The sequence below is a fragment of the Bacillus sp. HU-1818 genome, assembly GCF_022695965.1.
GTDB classification, from domain to species: domain Bacteria; phylum Bacillota; class Bacilli; order Bacillales; family Bacillaceae; genus Bacillus; species Bacillus atrophaeus.
Genome location: NZ_JAAPBE010000002.1, coordinates 428,583 through 453,076, shown reverse-complemented (window position 1 = coordinate 453,076; position 24,494 = coordinate 428,583). Strand labels below are relative to the sequence as shown.

28 protein-coding genes are annotated in these 24,494 nt (G+C 42.3%); 12 read left to right on the top strand and 16 right to left on the bottom strand.

Annotated elements, in window-relative coordinates:
• Positions 1–29: 29 nt before the first annotated feature.
• Entirely contained in the window at positions 30–1,184 is a 1,155-nt protein-coding gene (ftsW, locus tag GXP75_RS07660) for a putative lipid II flippase FtsW (protein WP_214916648.1), read from the bottom strand.
• Between the two features lie 192 nt (positions 1,185–1,376).
• On the opposite strand from ftsW, the gene GXP75_RS07655 reads away from it, so the two are divergent.
• Positions 1,377–1,958: an undecaprenyl-diphosphatase gene (locus GXP75_RS07655; RefSeq protein ID WP_003326596.1), complete on the top strand. Its 582-nt coding sequence runs from the start codon at positions 1,377–1,379 to the stop codon at positions 1,956–1,958.
• A gap of 39 nt (positions 1,959–1,997) precedes the next feature.
• On the opposite strand, the gene GXP75_RS07650 is transcribed toward GXP75_RS07655, so the two are convergent.
• Positions 1,998–2,420: a VanZ family protein gene (locus GXP75_RS07650; protein ID WP_003326595.1), complete on the bottom strand. Its 423-nt coding sequence runs from the start codon at positions 2,418–2,420 to the stop codon at positions 1,998–2,000.
• 144 nt (positions 2,421–2,564) lie between these two features.
• Positions 2,565–3,473, bottom strand: a complete 909-nt coding sequence (spoIIQ, locus tag GXP75_RS07645; RefSeq protein ID WP_061669117.1) for a stage II sporulation protein SpoIIQ — start codon at positions 3,471–3,473, stop codon at positions 2,565–2,567.
• A gap of 145 nt (positions 3,474–3,618) precedes the next feature.
• Between spoIIQ and GXP75_RS07640 the strand changes: the two genes are divergently transcribed.
• The 9 genes from GXP75_RS07640 (at position 3,619) to pseI (ending at position 11,880) form a co-directional block, all read left to right on the top strand.
• Positions 3,619–4,110 (top strand): GNAT family N-acetyltransferase, encoded by a 492-nt coding sequence (locus GXP75_RS07640; RefSeq protein ID WP_087941775.1) that lies wholly within the window; start codon positions 3,619–3,621, stop codon positions 4,108–4,110.
• Entirely contained in the window at positions 4,107–4,637 is a 531-nt protein-coding gene (locus tag GXP75_RS07635) for a DUF5362 family protein (protein WP_242556504.1), read from the top strand. Before GXP75_RS07640 ends, GXP75_RS07635 begins: the two co-directional genes overlap by 4 nt.
• A gap of 455 nt (positions 4,638–5,092) precedes the next feature.
• A complete protein-coding gene (locus tag GXP75_RS07630; RefSeq protein WP_061570899.1) occupies positions 5,093–6,097 on the top strand; it encodes an SDR family NAD(P)-dependent oxidoreductase in 1,005 nt (334 codons plus the stop codon).
• Between the two features lie 19 nt (positions 6,098–6,116).
• A complete protein-coding gene (locus tag GXP75_RS07625; protein ID WP_242556503.1) occupies positions 6,117–7,061 on the top strand; it encodes a dTDP-glucose 4,6-dehydratase in 945 nt (314 codons plus the stop codon).
• A 14-nt stretch (positions 7,062–7,075) separates the two neighbouring features.
• Positions 7,076–8,272, top strand: coding sequence for a UDP-4-amino-4,6-dideoxy-N-acetyl-beta-L-altrosamine transaminase (gene pseC / locus GXP75_RS07620; protein ID WP_242556502.1), 1,197 nt, complete (start codon positions 7,076–7,078; stop codon positions 8,270–8,272).
• Positions 8,273–8,283: 11 nt separating this feature from the next.
• Positions 8,284–9,042, top strand: a complete 759-nt coding sequence (locus GXP75_RS07615; RefSeq protein WP_242556501.1) for a glycosyltransferase family protein — start codon at positions 8,284–8,286, stop codon at positions 9,040–9,042.
• Between the two features lie 15 nt (positions 9,043–9,057).
• On the top strand, positions 9,058–10,146 hold the full coding sequence (gene pseG, locus GXP75_RS07610; RefSeq protein WP_242556500.1) for a UDP-2,4-diacetamido-2,4,6-trideoxy-beta-L-altropyranose hydrolase: 1,089 nt from the start codon (positions 9,058–9,060) through the stop codon (positions 10,144–10,146).
• 15 nt (positions 10,147–10,161) lie between these two features.
• The gene (gene pseH, locus GXP75_RS07605; RefSeq protein ID WP_106044672.1) at positions 10,162–10,746 is read left to right on the top strand and encodes a UDP-4-amino-4,6-dideoxy-N-acetyl-beta-L-altrosamine N-acetyltransferase; all 585 of its coding nucleotides are present in this window, start codon (positions 10,162–10,164) and stop codon (positions 10,744–10,746) included.
• Positions 10,747–10,830: 84 nt separating this feature from the next.
• Positions 10,831–11,880: a pseudaminic acid synthase gene (gene pseI, locus GXP75_RS07600; protein ID WP_242556499.1), complete on the top strand. Its 1,050-nt coding sequence runs from the start codon at positions 10,831–10,833 to the stop codon at positions 11,878–11,880.
• A 373-nt stretch (positions 11,881–12,253) separates the two neighbouring features.
• Here the strand turns inward: pseI and GXP75_RS07595 are convergent, their stop codons facing one another.
• On the bottom strand, positions 12,254–12,700 hold the full coding sequence (locus GXP75_RS07595) for a DUF5392 family protein (protein WP_239814051.1): 447 nt from the start codon (positions 12,698–12,700) through the stop codon (positions 12,254–12,256).
• 243 nt (positions 12,701–12,943) lie between these two features.
• Here GXP75_RS07595 and cls point away from each other — a divergent pair, with 243 nt between their 5' ends.
• Positions 12,944–14,392, top strand: coding sequence for a cardiolipin synthase (cls, locus tag GXP75_RS07590; RefSeq protein WP_106044670.1), 1,449 nt, complete (start codon positions 12,944–12,946; stop codon positions 14,390–14,392).
• Positions 14,393–14,445: 53 nt separating this feature from the next.
• On the opposite strand, the gene GXP75_RS07585 is transcribed toward cls, so the two are convergent.
• On the bottom strand, positions 14,446–15,210 hold the full coding sequence (locus tag GXP75_RS07585) for a MerR family transcriptional regulator (protein WP_061570908.1): 765 nt from the start codon (positions 15,208–15,210) through the stop codon (positions 14,446–14,448).
• A 140-nt stretch (positions 15,211–15,350) separates the two neighbouring features.
• Between GXP75_RS07585 and GXP75_RS07580 the strand changes: the two genes are divergently transcribed.
• Entirely contained in the window at positions 15,351–15,740 is a 390-nt protein-coding gene (locus GXP75_RS07580) for a DUF5362 family protein (protein ID WP_003326579.1), read from the top strand.
• Positions 15,741–15,787: 47 nt separating this feature from the next.
• On the opposite strand, the gene GXP75_RS07575 is transcribed toward GXP75_RS07580, so the two are convergent.
• The 11 genes from GXP75_RS07575 to fdhD all read right to left on the bottom strand — a co-directional run bounded on the left by GXP75_RS07575 (position 15,788) and on the right by fdhD (position 24,394).
• Positions 15,788–16,429, bottom strand: a complete 642-nt coding sequence (locus GXP75_RS07575; RefSeq protein WP_242556498.1) for an NAD(P)-dependent oxidoreductase — start codon at positions 16,427–16,429, stop codon at positions 15,788–15,790.
• Between the two features lie 68 nt (positions 16,430–16,497).
• Positions 16,498–16,902 carry an Rrf2 family transcriptional regulator gene (locus GXP75_RS07570; protein ID WP_242556497.1) on the bottom strand — a complete coding sequence of 135 codons (405 nt, stop codon included), beginning with the start codon at positions 16,900–16,902 and terminating at the stop codon, positions 16,498–16,500.
• 141 nt (positions 16,903–17,043) lie between these two features.
• On the bottom strand, positions 17,044–18,753 hold the full coding sequence (gene ureC / locus GXP75_RS07565; protein WP_242556496.1) for an urease subunit alpha: 1,710 nt from the start codon (positions 18,751–18,753) through the stop codon (positions 17,044–17,046).
• Positions 18,750–19,124, bottom strand: a complete 375-nt coding sequence (ureB, locus tag GXP75_RS07560) for an urease subunit beta (RefSeq protein ID WP_061570912.1) — start codon at positions 19,122–19,124, stop codon at positions 18,750–18,752. Before ureB ends, ureC begins: the two co-directional genes overlap by 4 nt.
• Positions 19,121–19,438, bottom strand: a complete 318-nt coding sequence (ureA, locus tag GXP75_RS07555; protein WP_242556495.1) for an urease subunit gamma — start codon at positions 19,436–19,438, stop codon at positions 19,121–19,123. The genes ureB and ureA overlap by 4 nt, the downstream gene beginning before the upstream one ends.
• Before the next feature lie 276 nt (positions 19,439–19,714).
• Entirely contained in the window at positions 19,715–19,885 is a 171-nt protein-coding gene (locus tag GXP75_RS07550) for a P-loop NTPase family protein (RefSeq protein WP_242556494.1), read from the bottom strand.
• Between the two features lie 312 nt (positions 19,886–20,197).
• Positions 20,198–20,389: a CsbD family protein gene (locus GXP75_RS07545; protein ID WP_214916117.1), complete on the bottom strand. Its 192-nt coding sequence runs from the start codon at positions 20,387–20,389 to the stop codon at positions 20,198–20,200.
• A gap of 73 nt (positions 20,390–20,462) precedes the next feature.
• A complete protein-coding gene (locus GXP75_RS07540) occupies positions 20,463–20,942 on the bottom strand; it encodes a hypothetical protein (protein WP_242556493.1) in 480 nt (159 codons plus the stop codon).
• A gap of 246 nt (positions 20,943–21,188) precedes the next feature.
• Positions 21,189–22,322: a response regulator aspartate phosphatase gene (locus tag GXP75_RS07535; RefSeq protein ID WP_150224617.1), complete on the bottom strand. Its 1,134-nt coding sequence runs from the start codon at positions 22,320–22,322 to the stop codon at positions 21,189–21,191.
• 240 nt (positions 22,323–22,562) lie between these two features.
• Positions 22,563–23,588, bottom strand: a complete 1,026-nt coding sequence (gene moaA, locus GXP75_RS07530) for a GTP 3',8-cyclase MoaA (RefSeq protein ID WP_242556492.1) — start codon at positions 23,586–23,588, stop codon at positions 22,563–22,565.
• A gap of 17 nt (positions 23,589–23,605) precedes the next feature.
• On the bottom strand, positions 23,606–24,394 hold the full coding sequence (gene fdhD / locus GXP75_RS07525; protein WP_242556491.1) for a formate dehydrogenase accessory sulfurtransferase FdhD: 789 nt from the start codon (positions 24,392–24,394) through the stop codon (positions 23,606–23,608).
• Positions 24,395–24,494: the final 100 nt, after the last annotated feature.

The window sequence follows — 24,494 nt, the reverse complement described above, 5'->3', positions numbered from 1 at the left end:
ACAATTCCAATATTACAAAAGAGACCTGTCTAAAAGGTCTCTTTTTTATGGCGGCCCGCAAAAGCTGCTTTTCCATTAAATTGATGTTTCGGAATAAATCCGCTGATATTCACTAAGACTCCGCATAGGAACAAGTTCATCATAAGAGATGAACCGCCGTAGCTGATAAACGGCAGAGGAACACCTGTAACAGGCAAAAGCCCGCTCATCGCCCCTAGATTTAGGACGGCTTGAAACATCAGTTGAAAAGTGATGCCGACAGCAAGCAGTTTGCCAAACAGGCCTGGCGTGCGGACAGCAGTCCTTACGCCCAGCAGCATAAATGAAAAGTATAAACCAAGGACGATCAGCACTCCGAATATCCCCAGCTCTTCCGAAATAACGGCCATGATAAAATCAGTTTGGGCCTCGGGAAGATAATTCATTTTTTCAACACTGTTTCCAAGACCTTTTCCAAAAAAGCCGCCAGATGAAATAGCATAGTAAGATTGAATAAGCTGATATCCGTCACCGTTTGCGTCACTGAACGGATTTGTAAAGGAAACCAGACGCTTCAGCCGGTACGAGGCGGAAAACGCAAGGTACCCGACGGCAGAAAAAGCCGTCAACCCAAGCAGAAGCAAGTGCCGCTTTTTCAGCCCCGCGCAAAGCAAAATAGCTCCGCAGGCGGCTAACATTAAAGAGGCCGTTCCTAAATCCGGCTCTAGTAAAGTCAGTAAAAAAACAGCGCCTAAAATGAGAAGCGGCGGCAGTACTCCTTTAAAAAACTGGTGGATATAAGGCTGCTTTCTTGTATAAATGGCAGCAAAGTAAATGATCATCGCAATCTTGCACAATTCAGACGGCTGAACGACTAATGGGCCGACGCCGATCCACCTGCGTGAAAAATTGCGCTCGACTCCTATTCCCGGAATGAAAACGAGCACTAATAAGAACAAAGAACCAGCAACAAGAATCGGCGCCAGCCGTTCATATTTTTTATAGGGCGTGCAGGCTGCGATGACAAATATACATAAGCCGAGCACGATTGACGTTCTTTGCTTATGAAAAAAATAAGCCGAGTCTCCAAATTTTTGAGCCCCGATGACATCACTTGCGCTATACACCATAACAAGGCCAAATCCGCACAATAGCAAGATAACAAATATCAGCAGCAGATTGGTTTTTTTAAAATGCCCCAGCAACTGACAAAACTCCTTATGTATTGATTTATTCAAAAAAGATCCTTCAGATATTTTTCCCCCGCTACATTTGACGCATTGTAAGACAGACTCGTTTCAATATCTTTACTTTTTTATTATAATTTTAGTTCCCAATTGAGTCTTTCGAGAAAAAGCTTTACACTGTTGATATAAATAATGATAAAAGGTGATTATTTGAATTACGAAATTTTTAAGTCCATCCATGGTTTATCCCATCATAGCGCTGTTCTCGATTCCATTATGGTCTTCATAACGGAATACGCTATTATTGCTTACGCGCTTATTTTATTGGCGGTCTGGCTCTTCGGAAACACAAAAGGAAGAAAAAACGTTCTGTACGCAGGATTTACGGGAATTGCGGCTCTGATCGTCAATTATCTGATTACCCTTGTCTATTTTGAACCGCGTCCTTTCGTTGCACACACGGTTCATACTTTGATTCCGCACGCGGCGGACGCTTCTTTCCCAAGTGACCACACAACGGGTGCTTTGGCCATATCTATCGCGATGCTTTTCAGAAGCAAAAAGCTTGGCTGGCCGCTGGTCATCTTCGGGCTGTTAACCGGATTCTCAAGAATTTGGGTTGGCCATCATTACCCGGTGGATGTTCTGGGCAGTCTTGTCGTCTCGATCGTCATCGGATTCCTACTGTTTAGATTCTCGGACATCCTTCGGCCGCTTGTCGATTTGATTGTACGGATCTATGAAGCTTTGATCAATAAGGTCACGGGAAAACCTACTGACCAAAATTTTTAGAGAAAAAAAGCCGGCGTCTGGCATCCAGACAGCCGGCTTTTAATATTTTTCATACACTTCATGTTTCCTCCGCCTAGCGAACACCAACAGCAGCCAAAAGAGGGCAATCCCGATGCTGTCAATCAGAACATCGCGAATGCAGCCATTTCTGCTGAAGAAAAGTTGGACGATTTCCGTAAAGAAAGCAAAAGCCAGCGAACCGGCGGCGGCCGTTTTTACACTGCCCCACTGTTTCATCAGCAAATAAGTCAGAACAAAGAAGGAAAACGCGTGGCCCAGCTTTTGGATTGCAGCTTCAGGATCGGCTAATTCCGTAATATCAAAGGCCAGAAAGTCTGATGGATCGGGATTCGGACGAAAGCGAAATGCCACTGTTTGTGAAACAACCATGTCATGGAAGCTTTCTGTACAAGTAGAGATCAAGATAAAAATAGTCCATCCTGCGAGAATGAAAGCGTTCATTCCATCGTCCTCCCTTTCTCGGCATCTTCTCATTCTTCCAGTATAAAAGGGAAAATGCGTATTTGATATACATAGACGAAGGAAAAGAGAGAAAAGTAACATAAAAAAGAAAAACGCCTATCGGAATTGATAGGCGCTGCTTCTTTAAGATTGTTCAGTGTCTTCTGTCGTACTGCTTTCTTTTGAACCTGATTTGTCTGATGAGCCATCCGATTTATCACCGGATTTTTCAGTTGAATCATCCGTTTGTTCGCCGGATTTTTCTTCTGTTTTTTCTTCCGTCGAAGAATCATTCTTTTTTTCTGAAGACTGCTGAATGGATTCTTCTGTTTCTTCAGTGACTGCGTTTTCTTCTTCAGCTGCCGCTTTTTCAATAGAAGAAACCGGCTTGTCCATGAAGTTTAACGGGTTCATTGCCACACCGTCTTTACGGATTTCAAAATGAACATGGTTTCCGCTTTTTTCACTGTACAGGTTTTCACCTGATTTTCCGATGACTTGGTTTTGTTTAACCTTGTCACCTTGCTCAACGCCTACTTCAGAAAGAGATTGATATACCGTTGATAATCCGTCTGCATGTTCAATTTCAACCACATGTCCCAAGACCGGATCTTTTGCAGCTTTCACAACCGTACCGCTCAGAGAAGCGGAAACGTCAAATGCTTTTCCGTCTTTCTCAGCTAAGTCAATTCCTTTGCTTAGGCTGTACGTGTTATTATAGTTAACGAGTGCTGCTTCTTTCTCTTCTTTCGCGGCATCAGTTTCATAGAACTTTTTCACAACAGATACATTTTCAGAATCAACAACCGGCATTGCGACATTTTCCATTGGCTTGCCTACTTCAACTGCGTCGTCCTTGTTGTTGTCATATGCGGAATTTCCGCCGTTATCAGCCAAATTATCCTTCACATCATTTGAAACGGATTGATACCAAAGGACAGCTGTTAAAATGACGGCCGCGCTGACTAAGTAAATTGCAGGGAACACCCAGCGTTTACGAAAGAACTGCTGAAGTTTTTTGACTTGAGAAGTTTTCTTTTCTTCCTCTCTCATTGTTTCATCACCTCAGCAACATTCTGAACACTTTTCTGAAAATATATACACGATGAAAAAACTTTTTTAGAAGTAGTTTGCGCAAGCAAATTTAAAAATATGTATGCATCATTGAAAATTTTGGGGGGTTTCAACGAAGATGACTATGACATTGCGCCGTGCGGCCAAAAAAGATTTAGACGCTGTGGTAGCGATTTATAACTCGACTGTCGCCTCACGTATGGTGACCGCAGATACTGAACCGGTTACGCCGGAAGACCGGATGGAGTGGTTTTTAGCCCATACTGAAAAGCGGCCGCTGTATGTTGCCCAGGATGAGAACGGGACGATATCAGCCTGGATAAGCTTTGAAACATTCTACGGCCGGCCCGCCTATAATAAGACAGCCGAGATCAGCATATACATTCATGAAGGTTTCCGCGGAAAAGGGGCCGGGTCTTATTTGCTTCAAGAAGCTCTCCGCCTCGCTCGGGAACTCGACATCCGGTCTCTTATGGCTTTTATCTTCGCCCATAATCTACCGAGCATCAAATTGTTCGAGAAGTTCGGATTCGAAGAGTGGGGATTGTTCCCCGGAATTGCCGAGATGGATGGAAAACGATATGATTTAAAAATTTTAGGGAGAGAGCTATCATGATTGATATTGATAAAGATGATAACCATATTGAGAATCAAAACAGCACAATTGTTGAAGATAACACCGTCACTGAACAGGATAGCGATAAAGTAGAGGGTGAGAGCCGTCAGCTAAGCGCCGTTGCTGTAAATTCACTTTCGGACATTGCGAAGTGGGGCAAGATTACGGGGATTTTACTGATTGTCATGGGCGCATTGTCCGCCTTATCAGCACTGATTACAATCATAGGCGCTATTCCGGGCGTATTGCTCATTATTTCAGGTGTGTTTTTAATGCGTTCGGCAAAAGCAGCCGCAGATGCAGGCAGCACCCTTAGCGGCAGCGCAGGCGAAAGTATGCTTGAGAATTACGGAAAATTCATCAAAATGCAGTTGTTTTACGCCGCTTCCAGTATCGCCGCAGGCATTATAGGGATCATTTTATTCGTTTTCTTCATGGTGTTTGTCGGTATCGCCGCTTTCGAGAACTTGGATACTTATGAAGATCCGGATTCCTATTATTATGAAGATGAGCCGGTGTTTGAATAAAGGTGTGGATCTGACCTAAAAAAAGATAGACACGACCAGCAGAGGTATGAGTTCGGTATTGAACCGGATTCATGCCTTTTTATTATGTTCTCCTCAATTCTCTGCATTATCGTCATTCATCCAGGCACGCTCTTCCGTGTGACATATTTTGTATAGCATCGCTATCTTACATGTTAGAAACAATCGGGACATTTGCCATAGCCATCTCTCTATTTAAATCATAAGAGACAGACTGTTATATGATTTCTATGATGACAAGTATTTGAAGCAGCTATTCCTCCCCCGCCCCACAGATGTCCTGTTACAACAATGCCTTTCATTTCTTTTTTTTATGGTTTTAAAAAATAATAGTTGAATCCGATTAGGCTAGAGCAAACACAGAGTTTTGTAACAAGCATATACTTCAATAACCGACATTTTTTCATCCATTTAAGAAAAAGGAAGTGGATATACTAGTGTTTTTCAAAGATAAAAAAATACTCATAATTGGCGGAACAGGTACGATTGGAAAAAGCCTTCTAAAACAAATTCTTAAGGATCAGCCAAAGGTTGTTCGTATATTTAGCAGAGATGAATATAAACAATTTATGTTGGAAAATGAAATCGGTCCCAGAAAGGATATTAGATTTTTAATAGGAGATGTGCGAGATTATGACCGGGTGTTAAATGCAATGGACAGCATTGACTACGTCTTCCATACTGCTGCCATGAAGCATGTTCCCGCTTGCGAATACAATCCCTATGAAGCGGTCCTTACCAATATTATAGGAACCAATAATGTCATTAAAGCGGCAGTTGCCCAAAACGTAAAAAAAGTAGTTTTCACAAGTTCAGATAAAGCAATATCTCCAACGAATGCATATGGAGCAACAAAACTCACAGCTGAAAGATTAATTTCCGCAGCAGAATACAGCAAGGGAAAAGCTGCGACGGTTTTTTCTTGTGTGCGGTTTGGAAATGTAATTGGTTCAAGGGGTTCCGTGGTTCCCTTGTTTATAGAACAAATCCTAACGCAAAAAAAGGTGACTGTTACGGATTTACAGATGAATCGCTTTATGATGACACTGGATCAGGCGACGTCATTATTAATTAGCGCACTAAAGGAATCTCAGGGCGGCGAAATCTTCATATTAAAAATGCCGGTCATATCACTGCATGACTTAGTGTCAGTCGTCGTTGAAGAAACATGCAAAAAACACAATATGAATATTGATGAAATAGAAATACAAGAAATCGGGTTGCGGCCCGGAGAAAAAATGTATGAAGAACTGATGACTTATGACGAATCCACAATGGCTTTGGAGCTTCCTGACATGTTTGTTATACCTTCAAGTTATGGGGAGAAAAATCATTATACCCAAGCGAAAAAAGCAACTGAAGGGACTTATAGTTCAAATGATCAAAAGCAAATTTCAAAAGAAGAGGTCTTTACATTATTAAAATCGCAAACATTAATTTAATTCGGGAAGGAAGATGATCATGAATGTTCTCGTCACTGGAGGAGCAGGTTTTATCGGCAGATGGGTTGTGAAAAAATTATTAGAAGACCGTCATCAAGTATGGGTACTGGATGATTTATCGAATGGGCGTTTAGAAAATATAGAAGACCTGAAAAACGACCCAGGTTTTATCGAATTTATCCATGGGGATATAAAGGATGTAAAAACATTAGAAGATCTTTTCTTGAAAAAATTTGATATTTGCTACCATTTAGGTGCAAGCATAAACGTACAAGATAGCATTGACGATCCGAAAACCACATTTGAAAATGACACAATTGGTACTTTTAACATTTTAGAATTATGTAAGAAGCATAATGTGAAAGTTGTTTTTATGAGTACCTGTATGGTATACGACCGGGCTGCATTTGCTGAAGGTATTAAAGAAACAGATCCTATTAAACCCGCTTCTCCTTATGCAGGATCAAAAATCGCGGCTGAAAATATGGTGCTCTCCTATTATCACGCATATGGTCTTCCTGCGGTGGTTATACGTCCGTTTAATACGTATGGACCTTACCAAAAAACAGGCGGTGAAGGCGGAGTAATAGCTATTTTCATAAAAAACAAATTGGACGGTAAAAAACTGCATATATATGGTGACGGCACACAAACCCGTGATCTTTTATATGTAGAGGATTGTGCTGATTTCGTCGTGCAGGCTGGTTATTCACAAAAAGCAAACGGTGAAATTATAAATGCAGGCCTTGGAAGAGATATATCTATTAATGATTTAGCAGAATTAATTGCAGGCGATAAACAAAACATTCACCATGTAGAGCATATACATCCTCAAAGTGAAATTCCAAAATTGTTATGTAACTACGAAAAAGCAAAGAAAATTCTTAATTGGAGCCCGCAGGTCAGTTTGGAGGAAGGAATAAGAAAAACAGAAGAATGGATTAAGGGCACGAATCTTATTTAATAGGAGAATTGAAGATGACAGATGAGAATAAATTGGCAATTACAGGCGGTAAGCCTGTCAGAGATTCTTATCTTCCATACGGCAGACAATGGCTGGATGAAGAAGATATCCAATCGGTAGTCGATGTTTTACGAGGAGACTATTTGACGACGGGACCAACAATTGACTTATTCGAACAAAAAGTCGCTGAATATGCTGGCAGCAGCTATGCTGTTGCATTTTCCAGCGGAACAGCTGCTTTGCATGCGGCTTGCTTTGCTGCAGGAATTTCACAGGGAGACGAAGTCATTACGACACCCATCACATTTGCGGCGAGTGCCAATTGCATTCTGTACATGGGAGCCAAACCGGTTTTCGCAGATATTAACCCGCTAACATACAATATTGACCCTGATTCTATTGAAAAGCTGATCACTCCAAAAACAAAGGCCATTATACCGGTAGATTTTACAGGGCAGCCGGTGAATCATGATCAGATTCGAAAAATTGCAAAAGCCAATAACTTGGTCGTTATTGAAGATGCTGCCCATGCATTAGGCGCTTCGTATAAAGGGGAAACAATCGGTTCAATCAGTGATATGACGATGTTTAGTTTCCACCCTGTTAAACATATTACAACCGGCGAGGGCGGAATGATAACAACTAATAATAGAGAATATTATGAGAAGCTGCTCCAATTCCGCAGTCACGGAATTACCCGTGATCCTAAAAAGCTAAGCCAAAACCATGGATCGTGGTACTATGAAATGCACTTTCTTGGATTCAATTATCGGATGACAGATATCCAAGCTTCATTAGGCATCAGCCAATTGCAAAAATTAGATGATTTTATTGAAAAACGAAGACATCTTGCTACGACCTATAACGAAAAATTAAAAACGGTCTCCCACATTCATCTCCCAATTCAAGATGAAGCCTCAACTTCAAGCTGGCACCTTTACGTTATTGACTTAAAGCTAGATTCGCTTAAAGGAAATCGCGATGATATTTTCAACGCTATGCAAAAAGAAAATATAGGTGTTAACGTTCACTATATACCTGTTTATTTACACCCTTATTATCAACGTTTAGGTTACCAGGAGGGCTTATGCCCAAATGCCGAAAAGCTGTATAAAGGAATGATCACCTTGCCACTGTTTCAATCGATGAACAAAAAAGATGCAGACGATGTTATAAAGGCATTAAAAAAAGTAGTGAATTATTATTCGTAGGAGGTGGTTTGTTGAAGGTAACGGCTATTATCCAAGCACGGATGGGTTCCAGCAGATTGCCGGGTAAAGTGTTGAAAAAAGTGTTGAATAGACCTTTGCTGGAATATCAAATTGAAAGAATCAAAAGGGCAGCACTTATTGATGATATTGTGATCGCCACGACAACAAATGCGATAGATCAACCCATTGTTGAATTAAGTAAGAGATTGTCTCTTACTTATTATTGCGGGTCAGAAACCGATGTTTTATCAAGGTATTACGAAGCAGCAAAAATAAGCAACGCCGAAACTGTCGTCCGGCTAACCTCCGACTGCCCTATTATTGATTATCGTGTGATTGATAAAGTAATAAAATGTTACCTGGATTCAAATGGCCAATATGATTATGTGTCTAACACCTTACAACGAACGTATCCCCGCGGAATGGATATAGAGGTTTTTTCTGCTTCTTTGTTAGAAAAAGCTTATCTCGAGTCCAGCCTTGACTACGAACGGGAACACGTAACACCCTTTATTTATTTGAACCCCGATCGTTTCAACTTAGCTAATATCACCTATACCGAAAATCAGAAACAGCATAGATGGACTGTAGATACACTCGAGGATTTTTTATTAATCAAAAAAATTATTGAAAAACTATACCCAGCTAAACCTGACTTCAGCCTAGAGGATACCTTAACATTATTGAACACGTTTCCGGAATGGTCATTGCTCAACGCCCGAATTGAACAAAAAGAAATCATGAATGAAACCGACAATAAATCCAAGTGATAATGAGGTGCTGTGATGAACATTCTTTTCAGAACAGATGCTTCAATTGAAATAGGAACAGGCCATGTCATGAGGTGCCTCACGCTTGCTAATGCGCTGCGTAAAAAGGGGGCAAATATTATATTTGTTTGCCGAAACTTACAAGGTCATCTAGCGGAGGTCATCCGAGAGAAGCATTTTGATCTCATTATGCTGCCAGAACCTAAGAATGTTTTCATTCCTAAAATAACTCCCCATTCTGATTGGCTTGGTGTCCCTTGGTATGTGGACGCAGCTGAAACCATTAGCGCGATGAAAGACATGAACATGGACATCTCCCTCCTTATCATTGATCACTACGCAATTGATATCAATTGGGAGATGAATGTGAAAAAACATGTAAAAAAAATGATGGTGATTGATGACTTGGCTGATCGTTTACACGATTGTGATATATTATTGGATCAGAATCTTTATCATCATTATAAAGACCGTTATGTCAATCTAGTCCCCAAAAGCTGCAAACAATTCTTAGGACCAGAATATGTCTTATTGCGAGACGAGTTTTATTCATTTTTACCCCATCACATAAACCGCGATGGAAGTGTAAAAAAGATTCTTGTCTTTTTTGGGGGCAGTGATCCCACTAATGAAACGAAAAAGGTGATGAAAGCCTTTCAGCAGCTTCCCTCCCAGGATATTGAGCTTGATATCGTGATTGGAAATACCAATACTCATAAGAATGAAATTGAAACTATTTGTAAGAAACATGCCTTTTGCAGCTTTCACTGCCAAGTGAATCATATGGCTGAATTAATGTACAATGCCGACCTGGCAATAGGTGCTGGCGGATCAACTACTTGGGAGCGCTGCTATCTCGGCCTTCCAGCCATCGTAATCACCGTCGCAGAAAATCAAGAATCGATTGCACAAACGCTTGATCAATTAGGCGCGATTAAATATTTGGGACCTAAAGAATCAGTCAATGAATCAGATGTCGTCTCAGCCATTCAAGAAATGATGAATAACCCTTTGCCATTAAAACAAATGTCAAGAAAAGCCCGACTGCTGCTAGAAGGAAATATTGATCATCGCCAAAACCTCTTATTAGAAATTTTAACGTGAGGAAGGGATAAATCTATGTTCAAATATTCCCTTAGACCATTAAAAGAAAAAGACTTAGATACAGTTCTCCGTTGGCGTAACGATGATAGAATCAGAAAATCAATGTATCATGACGAAATGATAAATGAAAAACAGCATCATCAATGGTTTAAGAAAATAAATTCATCCAAAACAGAACATTATTTTATATTTACAATTGATCATAAAGAAACTGGCTTTGTAAGTTTTAAAGATGTTGATGATAAACATAACCACTGCTATTGGGGTTTTTATATTGGAGAGGCCGAGAGTCCAAGAGGCTCTGGCTCTGTCATGGGGTTTTTAGCGTTAGAATGGGCGTTTCAACAGTTGGGGATTGAGAAGGTATACGGAGAAGTCCTGTTGAATAACGAAAAAAGCTTATCATTTCACCAAACATTCGGTTTTTGTAAAGAAGGCCATTTTCGAAACCATATAGTAAGAAATCATAAATATCTTGATGTGATCAGATATGGTCTCTTAAAAGAAGAATGGATTGCTGAAAAGCCGAAAGTGATCAAGAAATTGGCTGAAAGAGGAATAGATATCAAGGACATTGATACAGATTTTAATGAACTTTAGAATCTGAACAATCATTTCATATAGATGACATCAAAGTCTGTTGTTTTACGGCTGGTATTACTGTGAATAGAAGGGAGTGCAAATATGAACGAAATCAATATAGACGGAAGAAGTATTGGCCCGCACCATCCCCCATTTATTATTGCTGAAATGTCCGGGAACCATAACCAATCGTTAGAACGTGCTTTTAAGATTATAGAAGCAGCTGCCAAAGCAGGTGCACATGCTTTGAAAATACAAACATATACCGCTGACACGATGACATTAAATATGAATACGAAAGATTTTACAATTGAGGATAACAATAGTCTGTGGTCTGGCAGTACGCTCTATACATTATATCAGCAGGCGTATACCCCATGGGAATGGCATAAACCCATTTTCGATAAATGCCGGGAGCTTGGAATGATTCCTTTGAGTACGCCATTTGATGAATCGGCTGTCGACTTTTTGGAAGACCTGGGTGTGCCTATATATAAAATAGCCTCTTTTGAAAATACTGATATCCCTCTTATCAAAAAGGTCGCTGCTACAGGTAAACCGATTATCATTTCCACTGGAATGGCTACAGTAGCAGAAATTGATGAAACAATAAGGGCTGCCAAGGAAGCAGGCTGTAAAGAATTAATCCTTCTAAAATGCACAAGCACCTACCCGGCATCACCGGAAAACACCAATATTTCTACGATCCCTCATATGAAAGAATTATTTAATTGCCAAGTTGGCCTATCAGATCACACGATGGGAACCGGGGTTGCTGTCGCCAGTGTCGCCTTAGGCGCGACTGTGATTGAGAAACATTTCACTTTATCAAGAGCTGATGGCGGCGTAGATTCTGCCTTTTCACTGGAACCACCTGAATTGAAAGAACTTGTCATTGAAACTGAAAGGGCGTGGCAAGCGTTAGGACAGATCACTTATGGACCAACTGACAAAGAAAAAGCCTCGCTTAAATTTCGCCGCTCTATATATGTAACAAACGATATAAAAGCCGGGGACATGTTCACCAAAGAAAATATTAAGGTGGTACGGCCTGGTTATGGCTTGGAACCAAAGTACTTTGATTTAATTATCGGCAGAACAGCAAAGAAACATATTTCAGCAGGAACACCGCTGGAATGGGATTCTATATAGTCTATATATCGCTTTTTCTTGTATCATCACCAACTGTTCTAGAGCGGAACTCTAATCTCTAATTTAAATCGAATAAGCCGAATATTGCGAGTTGGAGAAAGTTCACTGACGCCTTTACTTCTCCAGTACCTTCAAGTTTAAACACAAATATAACAGCTTACTGTGCATGAGTTCGGAATGGACCCGACTCATGCCTTTTCATTTTGCTCAAGTTCTCTATAATATCCAATTTCCTTCGCATAACACTCTATCGATTAAATGAGTCGGTCTCTTTTCACTTTAATAAACCTCTCATTTTCGTTTCTTAAAACTATATGATCATAAAAAAACTGCACCCTAATATGTCCAACAAATCGGGTTGCAGTTCAGGTGTTCAGCTCTTTTCATACAGCATTTTCTTGCGTCTGTCTTCCTCTGTCAAAAATTCAACAAAACTTTTCATTGCAAACGGTTCTTCCTTGATTTCGCGTGTATATGTGTTTTTGCGTTCTTCTGAAAGGATATTGCTCTTTTTGATTCTGTTCAGCATATAAATATGGATAGTTTTTTGGATTTGTTTATGCTGGTAGCCTGCTTCTTTAAAAAACGCCAAGCCTAGCGCAGCCAATAGCGCAAAGATGCCTGCGCTGATTAGAGACTTCCGGTCTGCTGAAGCATGAAAAAGGAAAGCCGCCAAATTAAAGAGAGAGAATGCGGCAAGCGGAAAAGCAAGAAAACGGTAGATGACGGTTTTCTTCATTAAAGGCTGTACAGCATTTTGAATTTTTTGCATTTCAGTTTTGATGAACCCCGGCATTTGTTCAATTCTTTGAAAGTTCATGTAATTCTCCCCCTTTATTTTGTCTTGCATGATTTCACGAACGTTATCATATGTGTTTATTTTAACGCAGGTGCAAACTGGTTTTAAAGAAATCTGCCCGTACTTTCGATGAAGAATCTGCGTCATCGCTCTTTATTCTTTTAAAATGTCAGTGTTATAATTTGTAATGAGAATCAGATTGTTGTTATTCATGGAATACTAATGGCAATCATCTTGATAAATATGAATTAGCGGGGTTACAAAGTGAGTATTTCTTCCATCCTTTTAGGGCTTTTTTTCATTTTGAATATTCTTTTGGCCATCATTGTCATTTTCAAAGAACGGCGGGATGCCAGCGCGTCATGGGCTTGGCTGCTTGTTCTTTTCTTTATTCCCGTTTTAGGCTTTATACTATACCTATTATTCGGTCATAATCTCAGACGGAAGCATTTGTTTCAATGGGAGGATCGGAAAAAGATCGGGATCGAACAGCTGCTGAAGCATCAGCTTGAAGATTTAAACTCCAGGCAATTTCAATTCAACAACCGGGCAACCTTTGATAATAAAGATCTGATCTATATGCTTGTGATGAATAACCATGCCGTGTTCACAGAGGATAATTCGGTTGAAGTCTTAACAGACGGGCGAGATAAGTTTAAACGCCTCTTAAACGACATTTCAAAAGCAAAAGATCATATCCATTTACAATATTATATTTATAAAGGTGATGAATTAGGAAAAAAATTGCGGGATGCCCTTGTGCAAAAAGCAAAGGAAGGGGTTCAGGTCAAGGTGTTATACGATGAGCTGGGCTCCAGAACATTGCGAAAGAAGTTTTTTAAAGAGCTGCGCGAAGCGGGCGGACATGTGGAGGTCTTTTTCCCTTCAAGGCTGAGACCGATTAATTTGCGGCTGAATTACCGGAACCACCGAAAGCTTGTAATTATAGACGGGATAACAGGCTATGTCGGGGGTTTTAATGTGGGTGATGAATATCTCGGGCTGAATCCTAAATTCGGCTATTGGCGCGATACGCATATCAGGCTGCAGGGAACCGCTGTACACGCCATCCAGACACGCTTTATTTTAGACTGGAATCAGGCGTCTCATCGTCATACTATTACCTATATGCCAAACCACTTTCCGGAATGTGAGCCGAAAGGGAACGTCGGAATGCAAATTGTGACAAGCGGGCCTGATTCTGAATGGGAGCAAATTAAATACGGTTATATCAAAATGATTTCAACCGCTAAACATTCCATTCTGATTCAAACGCCCTATTTTATTCCAGACGCAAGCTTGTTGGACGCTTTAAAAATCGCCTGTCTTTCAGGCATTGACGTCAAAATCATGATTCCGAATAAACCTGATCACGCGTTTGTTTACTGGGCCACTCTTTCAAATGTCGGCGATCTCTTAAAAGCCGGGGCTTCCGTATATATTTATGATAATGGCTTTATACACGCAAAAACGATTGTAGTGGATGATGAGGTCGCTTCAGTCGGCACGGCTAACATCGATGTGCGAAGCTTCAGGCTGAATTTCGAGGTGAACGCCTTCATTTATGACGTCACGATCGCAAAAAATTTGATCGCTTCTTTCAAAGAGGATCTGCTTGTCTCCAGAAAATTAACGTACGAGGAGTACCAGCAGCGTTCCTTATGGATCCGCATCAAAGAGGCAGTATCACGCCTGTTATCTCCTATTTTATAAGCGGCGCATTCCCCGGACTTTGTGTCCGGGGATTTTTTGTACTCACACTGAGCCTATTTTTCCGCATTGTCGCAATAAATGATAATCGCCTCGCGAAGAAAAGCGGCGAGGCCCGGGCTATATTTGTTAATATTGTCAGTAAATCGCTGATCGCTTACATACAGATTGCCCAGTCCTCTGAAAATATCCAGTGTGCATTCATAAAAGTGCTTACTAATATGATTCCGGAAATCTTCTACTGCCGCCTGTGCTTGCGGATCACCCGGTCCGGCAGCCATAGTCTCGGCGATCCGCTCATAAATTCCATTCCATTCTGACATCATCATCGCCCACTCGTCTTTCGTATAAGCGGCCATTTTTTTCTCTGTTTGATCTACAATCTCTGTGCCGTATAACGCTCTTGCTTCTTCCGTATATTTCTTTTGATGGTCTTCAATGTCCTTCATGCTGAGGCCGGCAAACAGGTCCTGCTTACTCATGATTTCTCTGCCTTCAATTGCCGCCATGGTTCTTTCCACCGTTTGAATCATATTCTCAAGCCTTAGTTTCTTCTTTAAAAGAATCTCCTTTTGAGATCGGAGCGCAGCCTCCCGATTAAATTCCGGATGGTCTATCATTTTTTTGATTTCCTCTAAGCGAAAACCAATTTCTCTGAAAAATAAAATTTGCTGCAGCCGTTCTAAATCGGCATCACTGTACTGGCGATACCCTGATTCAGTAACCGACGCGGGCTTTAACAGCTGAATATGATCATAATGATGAAGTGTCCGAATGCTGATACCGGTCATATCGGCCACTTCCTTAACTTGATAAAGCAATTTCCTCACCTCCTTAATAAATCCTAAACTATTACGTTGCGTGAAAGTCAATGAGAAAAAACCACATTCTTTATACAAAAGCTGTCACAAATAGTGTATAAAAGAAAAGTAACGAATTTTTGTAAAGGTGTGTGAATTGATTGAAGTCTGAGCTGGTGAACAAATCCCTTTCTATCATCGCCAAATGGGGAAAGGCGACAGGAATTCTATTTATTATTATGGGCGCTTTAGCCGCTCTGTCAGGAGCTTTCTTTTTCATTATTGGCGCAGCGCCGGGCGTTTTGCAAATCATTGCGGGAATCTTTCTCTTGCGTTCAGCAAAAGAAGCTGCCAAAATGCTTGAGCAGCTTGACGATAATGCCGAGGAAATCATGCTTGAAAATTACGCAAAATTTGTGAAAATGCAAGGGATTTATTTAATTGTCAGCATCGTGCTTTCCATTCTTGTGATGGTTGCGGTATTCGTATTTATGATGCTCGGGGTTGCTGACGGATTGTTTAATGAGTACGATTATCAATATTATGAGTAAAATGAAAAAAACCGGATCGCGGCTTGAAGCCGTGTCCGGTTTTTTCTTTATTCCGCTTCTCCTACTGCTGTGAAGCGCTCGTTTTGATGGGAAGGATGTTCAAGCTCATCAAGAACGGCAATCGCATAGTCGGCATAGCTGATGTAGCTGTCGCCTTTTGAGTTCACGATCAAATGGTCTTTCCCTTTTTTATATGATCCTGTGCGTTTTCCTTCAGCGTCAAATATCGCTGCCGGGCTGAAGAATGTCCAGGAAATAGAATCTGTGTTTTGGAGATCTTCCAGATTTTCTCCTTGGTTAGCGGCTGTCGGAACATATTCTTTCGGAAATTCCGGTGTGTCAATCAGGCGTGTTGTTTTAGCTTCATCCACAAAAAGGCTTCCCGCGCCTCCAACGACAAATAATCTTGTATCTTGAGCGTCTTTACTTATGCTGATTAACGCTTTTCCTGCTTCCACATGAAGATGCTCCTGCCCCGGCGCTGCGCCGAAAGCATTCACAATAACGTCAAATGGCTTTATATCAGCAGCCGTTAAATCGAACACGTCTTTTTCCAATACAGCGATTCCTTGTTCTTTCACCTTTGATGCGTTTCTTACAATTGCCGTTACGTCATGGCCCCGGTCTTTCGCTTCTTTTAAAATAAGGCTTCCTGCTTTTCCGCTTGCTCCGATAATTCCAATTTTCATAACTGATTCCTCCTATAGATTAAACTGTAACAAAATTAGTTACACGTTAGCGGTGTGAAGTCATCCCTTTATAAAAAGAGATGATTCATTACATCATTTAATGACTTGCTTGCCAGTTCATCCTCCATTGCTTTTTGCACGCTTTCAAAGGTTTCATCTAATGCGCATTGAATCCTTTTGCCGACTGGGCAGTTTGGATTCGGATTATCATGAACCGCAAATAATTCTTCCTGTTTCTGAACGGCGCGATACACTTCCAATAGGGAAATGTCTGCCGGGTCCTTCTTGAGGCTTGCCCCGGGCACGCCTGCGCGCGATGTGAGAATATCAGCTTTTTTCAGCAGGCTGATCATTCTTCGGACAACAACCGGATTGGTATTCACACTATCTGCAATGATCTCTGAAGATGCTTTTTCATCCATAGAAATAATGGATAAAATATGGATGGCAACGGCAAGACGGCTGTTAATCATGTTTTTTCACCACCGTTGTAACCATTGTAGTTACATTTAATTCATTTGTCAACATATAATATACACCAAAAGACAGCCGAACGTGCAACGTTTTTAGAAATCAAATAACACGGCCGAAGAGAGCCCGGCCGTTCGTTGTGATTAAAATAAGAAATATCTTTGCCCGAGCGGAACATAATCGACAGGCTGGCATGACAGCTCTTTTCCGTCAGCGAACACTTGATAGGTTTTCGGATCGACTTCGATTTTAGGCATAGCGGCATTGAGCTTCATGTCCATCTTGCTCAGCTTACGAATGTTTCGAACCGGGGAAATCATTTTTTCTAAACCGAGGCTTTCCGGCACTCCTTTATCAATCCCTGCTTGAGACATAAAAGTAATTGACGTGGAGCGGTTGGCTTTTCCGTAAGAAGCGTACATCTGGCGCATAAACACTGGCTCCGGAGTCGGAATGGATGCATTCGGATCACCCATTTGCGCGCGGGCGATCATGCCGCCCTTTAAAACTAATTCAGGCTTTACTCCGAAGAATACCGGGTCCCAAAGCACAAGGTCGGCTAGCTTTCCTTTTTCGACTGACCCGACTTCATGGCTGAGGCCGTGGGTAATGGCCGGATTTACTGTGTATTTCGCAATATAACGTTTGGCGCGGACGTTGTCATTGCCGTTTTCTCCGGCCAGGGCCCCGCGCTGTTTTTTCATTTTATCCGCTACCTGCCATGTCCGGATAATGACTTCGCCGATCCGTCCCATCGCTTGCGAATCGGAGGACGTCATACTGATCGCGCCGATATCGTGCAGAATATCTTCCGCGGCAATTGTGGCGGCTCTTATTCTCGAATGGCTGAATGCCACATCCTCAGGCACTTTGGCGTCTAAATGATGACAAACCATCATCATATCCAGATGCTCATCCATCGTATTGACCGTGTAAGGTATGGTCGGTGTGGTGGATGACGGAAGGATATTCGCATAGGAAGCGAGTTTCATAATATCAGGCGCGTGTCCTCCTCCCGCCCCTTCAATATGGTATGTATGAATGACACGGTCCCCGATCGCCTCAAGTGTATTTTCTAAGAAACCCGCTTCGTTAATCGTGTCAGTATGAATCGCCACCTGAATATCGGCGTCCTCGACCACCTCCATGCAGGTTTTGATGGCGCTCGGCGTCGTGCCCCAGTCTTCATGAAGCTTCAGGCCGATAGCACCCGCTTCAACCTGCTCGACAAGCGGTGCTTTGCTGGAAGCATTCCCTTTTCCTAAAAACCCGACATTAATCGGAAATTCCTCAGCGGCTTCCAGCATACGCGCCATATACCAGGCTCCGGAGGTACAGGTTGTCGCCTTGCTGCCCGTTGCCGGACCTGTTCCGCCCCCGAGAAGTGTTGTCACACCTGAAGATAGGGCGACTTCCATTTGCTGCGGACAAATAAAGTGAATATGAGTATCGACTCCTCCGGCCGTTAAAATCTTTCCTTCACCTGAAATGACTTCGGTGCCGGCTCCGATGATCATATGGGGATCGACACCGTCCATGATATCAGGGTTGCCGCTTTTTCCAACGCCTATAATACGCCCGTCCTTTATGCCGACATCCGCTTTGACAATGCCGGTATAATCCAAGACGACAACGTTTGTAATGACCAAATCAAGAGCGCCGTCTTTTGCGGTTATCCGGCCGTTTTGCCCCATGCCGTCACGAATCGTTTTTCCGCCCCCGAAAACCATTTCTTCCCCGTAAATGGTGAAATCCTTTTCTACTTCTATCCATAAATCCGTATCTCCGAGTCTTATTTTATCCCCCGTTGTCGGACCGAACAGCTCAGCGTATTGCCTGCGTGTCATTTTCATCGGATAACCCCCTCCAGCCAGCCGGCTTTATTAAGGTTTGATAAGGTTTTTTCCTTTCCTCTTTCATCCATATACGTATCAGCCATTCCGTTTAGGCCCCGCACCGTTTTTCGTCCGCCAATCGAAACGAGGGTGACGGTTTTTTCTTCCCCCGGCTCTATGCGGACCGACGTTCCTGAAGGGATATCAAGACGCATGCCGATGGCTTGTTCCCGGTTAAACGACAAGGCCCCGTTTGCTTCGGCAAAGTGAAAATGTGAACCGACCTGAATCGAACGTGATCCGTTATTTTTCACTAACAGCTCTTGTGTATCCCGCCCTTCATTAATGGTGATGGTTCCTTCTGCAATCTGAAAAGCACCCGGCTTCATGACTTCACCTCCGCAGCAATCGGCTGATGCACAGTGACAAGTTTTACGCCGTCCGGGAATGTTGCTTCCACCTGAATGCTCTCAAGCATGTCCGGCACGCCTTCCATGACGTCTTTTTCCGTTAACACATGCCGGCCGGCTTCCATCAGCTCCGACACTCCTCTGCCGTCACGCGCGCCTTCCATGATATAACAGGTCAAATACGCGGCCGCTTCAGGATAATTCAGCAGCACCCCTCGCGCCTTACGCTGTTTTGCCAGCTCCCCCGCTGCAAAAATAAGCAATTTCTCTTGTTCAATCGGTGTTAATTTCATCTGTTGTCCTCCTTATTGATTATTCATAAAGCGGCTGTCGCAGGAATGAATCTCCGGAACCATGCAGACGGGGCATCACCTTCCTTTCGTGAAACCTGACTCATACGATAAGATAGCGCTCAAAGCGCTTTGCCGTGTCTTCATCAGCTGCACCTGAATTCCTTCCTTGGTTCATCAACTAAAATCATTTTCGGGCTGCCTATCAGCGCTCTGGCAATTATAACCGCGGTTACTGCCCTCCGTTTATATCGCCGACTTTCCGATCAATCAACTCTTTCAAAACAGGAAATATTGAAAGATGTCTTCCCTTACCTGTTCCGTCCGGTCTTTCCTTGACAGCGGTCCTTCTCCTAATAAGAGGTTGTACCGAACGGTTAAAGAGGTGAATATAGCTCTCCACTGCGGAATATACGCGATTCCTGCTTTTGCCCTTTTTTCTGTTTTCAATGTTGAACAAACGTTTGATTAAAGCGGACCTTTCCATGTCTGGCGGGTGGACAGTCCCATAATCGTTTTCAGCAATGTAGATTTGCCGATGCCGTTTCTCCTTCAACAAGCTGCGATCCGCCTTGGGCCAACCTGGATACTGCCTATGTTATAAAATTATGTAACTATTATATACGACAAAGATAGAAATTCAATGAATTTTAAAAAAATTTAGATATATTAACCAAATGAACAATAATTTTTGTTACATTTACTACCACTTGTTGAAATGCACAAAAAAGACTGGAAACCTAAGTTTCCAGTCTTAATCGATTACTTATCTTCGCTGAGTTTATCCTTTGTCTCACCGACGCCTTTTTGAATGCTGCCTTTGGCTTTATCCTTTTTCCCTTCAGCCTGCATGTCTGCTTTGTTTGTCATGTCGCCGGCTTTGTCCTTCATTTCACCTTTGGCTTTGTTTGCTCCGCCTTTTACTTTATCTTTTAAACCGTTGTCTTTACTCATTTTTTTTCATCTCCTATCTTTTATTTGTGTACTTGTTATGTTCCCGGTCCTATCTGAACTAAACATTTCAATGTTAATTGTGTATTTCATATCGTTCTCCGTAACGGAGGACCTTATAGATAGCCAGCCCGTCAGACAGTTTTTTTTCTGAATACCTGACCGGCAGCAGAGCGAAAAATATATAATAAGTGGAAAAGTAGACAAATTGATAAAAAAACATATTCGGCTCTAATACACTGTTTAAGATGAGCAAGTTGACCGTGAAAATTGAGATGAAATTAAATAGACAGCCCCCTCCGTACACGAGCGCGTTCGAGAAGCGATTATCTATTTTGAGGTTTCCAAATTGGCAGAAAGAATCTACAAAATAGATACGCCGTACCCGAATCGGCCCTATTTTAAATAATTTCTTTCCCATGCCAATATCCAAAGACGCTTTGCCGCCAAAAATAAATGCCATAAAGCTGTGCCCCGCAACATGAGTGACAGAAACAAGCGGCAGAACAATCAAGAAAGACCAAAAAAACTTCAACATATCATTAAAACCAAACATGAAATTCCTCCTTGCCCAACTATCCTATGAGAATCGGCCGCACACAGCTTCCGCCATTTCATGCTTGAATCGAAAACAGAAACCGCGGCGTCACATCCTTTAGCATACATTGATTTGAAATACTGCTTTTAGCGGTTTTATTCCTGTTCCCCCCAAATTTAAACGTCCCGATGCGCCAAAAAAAAATAACCACCCGGATTCAGATGGTTTGCCAAAGTCTATACTGATTCAGATGCCGGTTACACTTTACACTTCATACAAACATTCTCCCTTTTGGATTTGCACTCTGGTGCTGACGGCTTTTTCATAAAATAACATCGCTTCTTTATAGTTGTTACGCTGGCTGTGGTATTTTGCCGCCTCCAACGCAAATTCTTCTATATACACGTACAATAATTTATCTTCCATATAGTCAAACACGTCTTGGAGCATATCATGGTTTACCGATTCTATGTATAATGCTTGCAAAAATTTATATTTCTCCAAGCTGAATCGGTCGTTTCTTTCCTGTGCGATGGCAACTCCTTTTTCATAATATAGCATCGCATTTGGAGTGTCTTTTTTCTTAAAGAGGACGTGCGTCAAGCTGAATAATAATTTAGGAAACTGCTCCAGCTGGTTTTCTTCAAACACAGGAAGCGCCTTTTTAAAATATTCGGCAGAGCGGTCAAGCTCTTCTTTGTCAAAATAACAATTGCCGATATTGAAAAGTGCGGAGCCGATCAAACGCGGCTGTCCTTCCAATTGCGCCAGACGCAAAGCATCATCTAAGTGCTCCAGCGCTTTTTCATGTTTTTTATAATCGATGTAGTTGCCTGAAATGACAAAATGGCATTGAATTCTCCGCACTCTGTAGAACTCGTTGGATTGATAGGTTTCGAGCGCCTGAATGGCATGATTCATAGAGAAGTGCGTCTGTTTCATCATATAAAAAACTTCTGCCACTTTAAAATGGAATTCCGCTCTTTCAATTTCATCCTCTACATACGCAAGCAGCTTTTCCGCTTTCCGATAAAAGGATATGGCCGATACGTAATTATTCTGCTCAAATTCGTACATTCCCCTGAACAAATTAAAGTAGTATTCGGACAAACCTGAAATGCCGTCTGACCTGCTTTCTATTGTTTTCAGCAGTTCACAGTATTGGCCCTCAGATTCCTCACTTAAGTCCGGCTCTACATAATCCAGCATGATTTGATGGCGATAGCTGATCAGCTGATAATAAAGCAATAAAAGCTGATCTTCCTCCATGTTCTGTATATCCTGATCGATCTCTTCCTTCAGTCTGATGGCATCTGCCACATTGAATGTTAATATATCCTTATACCACTTATTGATTTTCACTCCTACTTGAGACGACGGAATCTCTTTCGTGGCCATGCCCCTTTCACAACCTTTTCTATTTTCTGTTAGTACTATTTTATCATATTGTATGGCTTTAGAATCATGTGATCCTCACATATTCGACGAATCAATCCTACTTTATCTATAGATTTCGTTATGTCTCCTGTTTTTCTGCTTGATATCATTTATTCATTCCTTTGTTAAATAAAAAAGCTTGCCGGCAGTGTCCGCTGACGGACTGCCGGTAAGCTTTTTTCTCATGATGCAAGTGTTCTTTTAACCGCCGATATAAGACATTTCCACTTTCCTTTTGCCGTTCGGTTTTGAAAGCGTGCGGTCGATTGAATATTGATCAGTTCGATTTCTCCATACAGAACCGATCGCATCCGTTAGCTCTTCATCAGACAAGCCATTTCGCACTAGCTCCCGGATATCGTAGCCGCTTGCCGCAAATAAGCATGTAAACAACTCTCCTCTTGCGGACAGCCGCGCCCGGTTGCAGGAAGCGCAGAACGCGTCTGACACAGATGAAATCACGCCTATCTCGCCTGAACCGTCGAGATAACGGAATCTTGAAGCGACTTCTCCCGTGTAATTGGCTTCGATCGGTTCCACGGGCATGTTTTGGTGAATGATATCAATAATTTCAGCCTTCGTGATAACGTCTTTTTTGTTCCATTGGTTCGTATTGCCGACATCCATAAATTCAATAAACCGAAGGATGTGGCCCTTTTCTTTAAAATAGCGGGCCATCGGCAGAATATCCTTTTCATTCACGCCTTTTTGGACGACCATATTCACCTTAATGCCCAGACCGGCCTGTTTCGCCGCCTCTATGCCTTCAAGCACCTTGCTGACCGAGACGCCGCGGCCGTTAATCGCTTTGAAACGCTCATCCTCTAAAGAATCGAGGCTGACGGTGACTCTGTGCAGTCCCGCGTTTTTCAGCTTTTCCGCATAGACCGGAAGCAGCGAGCCATTTGTTGTCATGGCAATATCCCGGACCCCTGGAATCCGCGCAAGTTTTTTGATGAGTTCCGGCATATCCTTTCTCATGAGAGGCTCTCCTCCGGTTAGGCGGATTTTTTCCACCCCGAACCGGCTGACAAACAGCTTCGCAAGCCGTTCCAATTCTTCAAAAGAAAGCAGCTCCTCTTTTTTTAAAAACGGATAATCCGGTCCAAACAATTCAGCAGGCATACAGTACGTGCATCTGAAGTTGCAGCGGTCGGTGACAGAAATACGAAGATCTCTGAGCGGCCTGTCTCTTTTGTCTAACACCTGGCGCGTTTCTGTATTCATTAGCCCCAAACCCCTTTCTATATCCCGACTCGCTCAGGATGAGTATATACATTAAACGATCCGTTTCGGACAAATCCAATCGCCGTGATGTTTAGTTCTTCCGCCATTTGCAGCGCGAGTTCAGTCGGAGCGGATTTGGAAATCACAATGGATACGCCAATTTTGGCGGCTTTCAATAATACTTCTGATGATATTCTGCCGCTGAACACAATAAGCTTGTCACGGACGGACATTCCATTTAGTAAGCAATAGCCGTATAATTTATCAAGCGCGTTATGCCTTCCGATATCCGTACGCATCAATAGCAGCTGATCCGTATCACAAAGCGCGGCATTATGGACGCCGCCTGTCTCCTGGAAGGTTCCGCTTCCGCTTTGCATTTCCTTCATTAACGCCAAACATGCCTCAGGGGATATTTTGATTTGGCTGACCGCCGTTTTCGCGGTTTTGACATCCTGCTGAAAGTAAAAATGTCGCCCTTTCCCGCAGCATGAGCCAATCACCCGCTTCGTATAGTCCTTTTGCTCTAACGTCTCCGGATGAGTGAGATCAACATATGCAAATCCGAGACTTTCATCTATTGTAAACCGTTTAATCTCTTTTTCAAATCGGATGACCCCTTCTGACGCCAAAAATCCGATAACAAGTTCCTTTACATGATCCGGCGTGCAGACCAGCGTGACAAATTCACGGCCGTTGAGCATCACAGTTAATGGATACTCCGTGACCATTTGATCTGTCCGCCTTTTCATTCCCCCATTTTCATAACGCATAATCTCCCTGACCGCTGTTACCCTATCTTTCAACTTCTTCCCCTCCACATGATCCTTCCTCTATATTTTTTCACACTCATTCCATTTTGTCGAATGTCCGATCCAAAGAAAAAAGAGCCCCCTAAAAGGACTC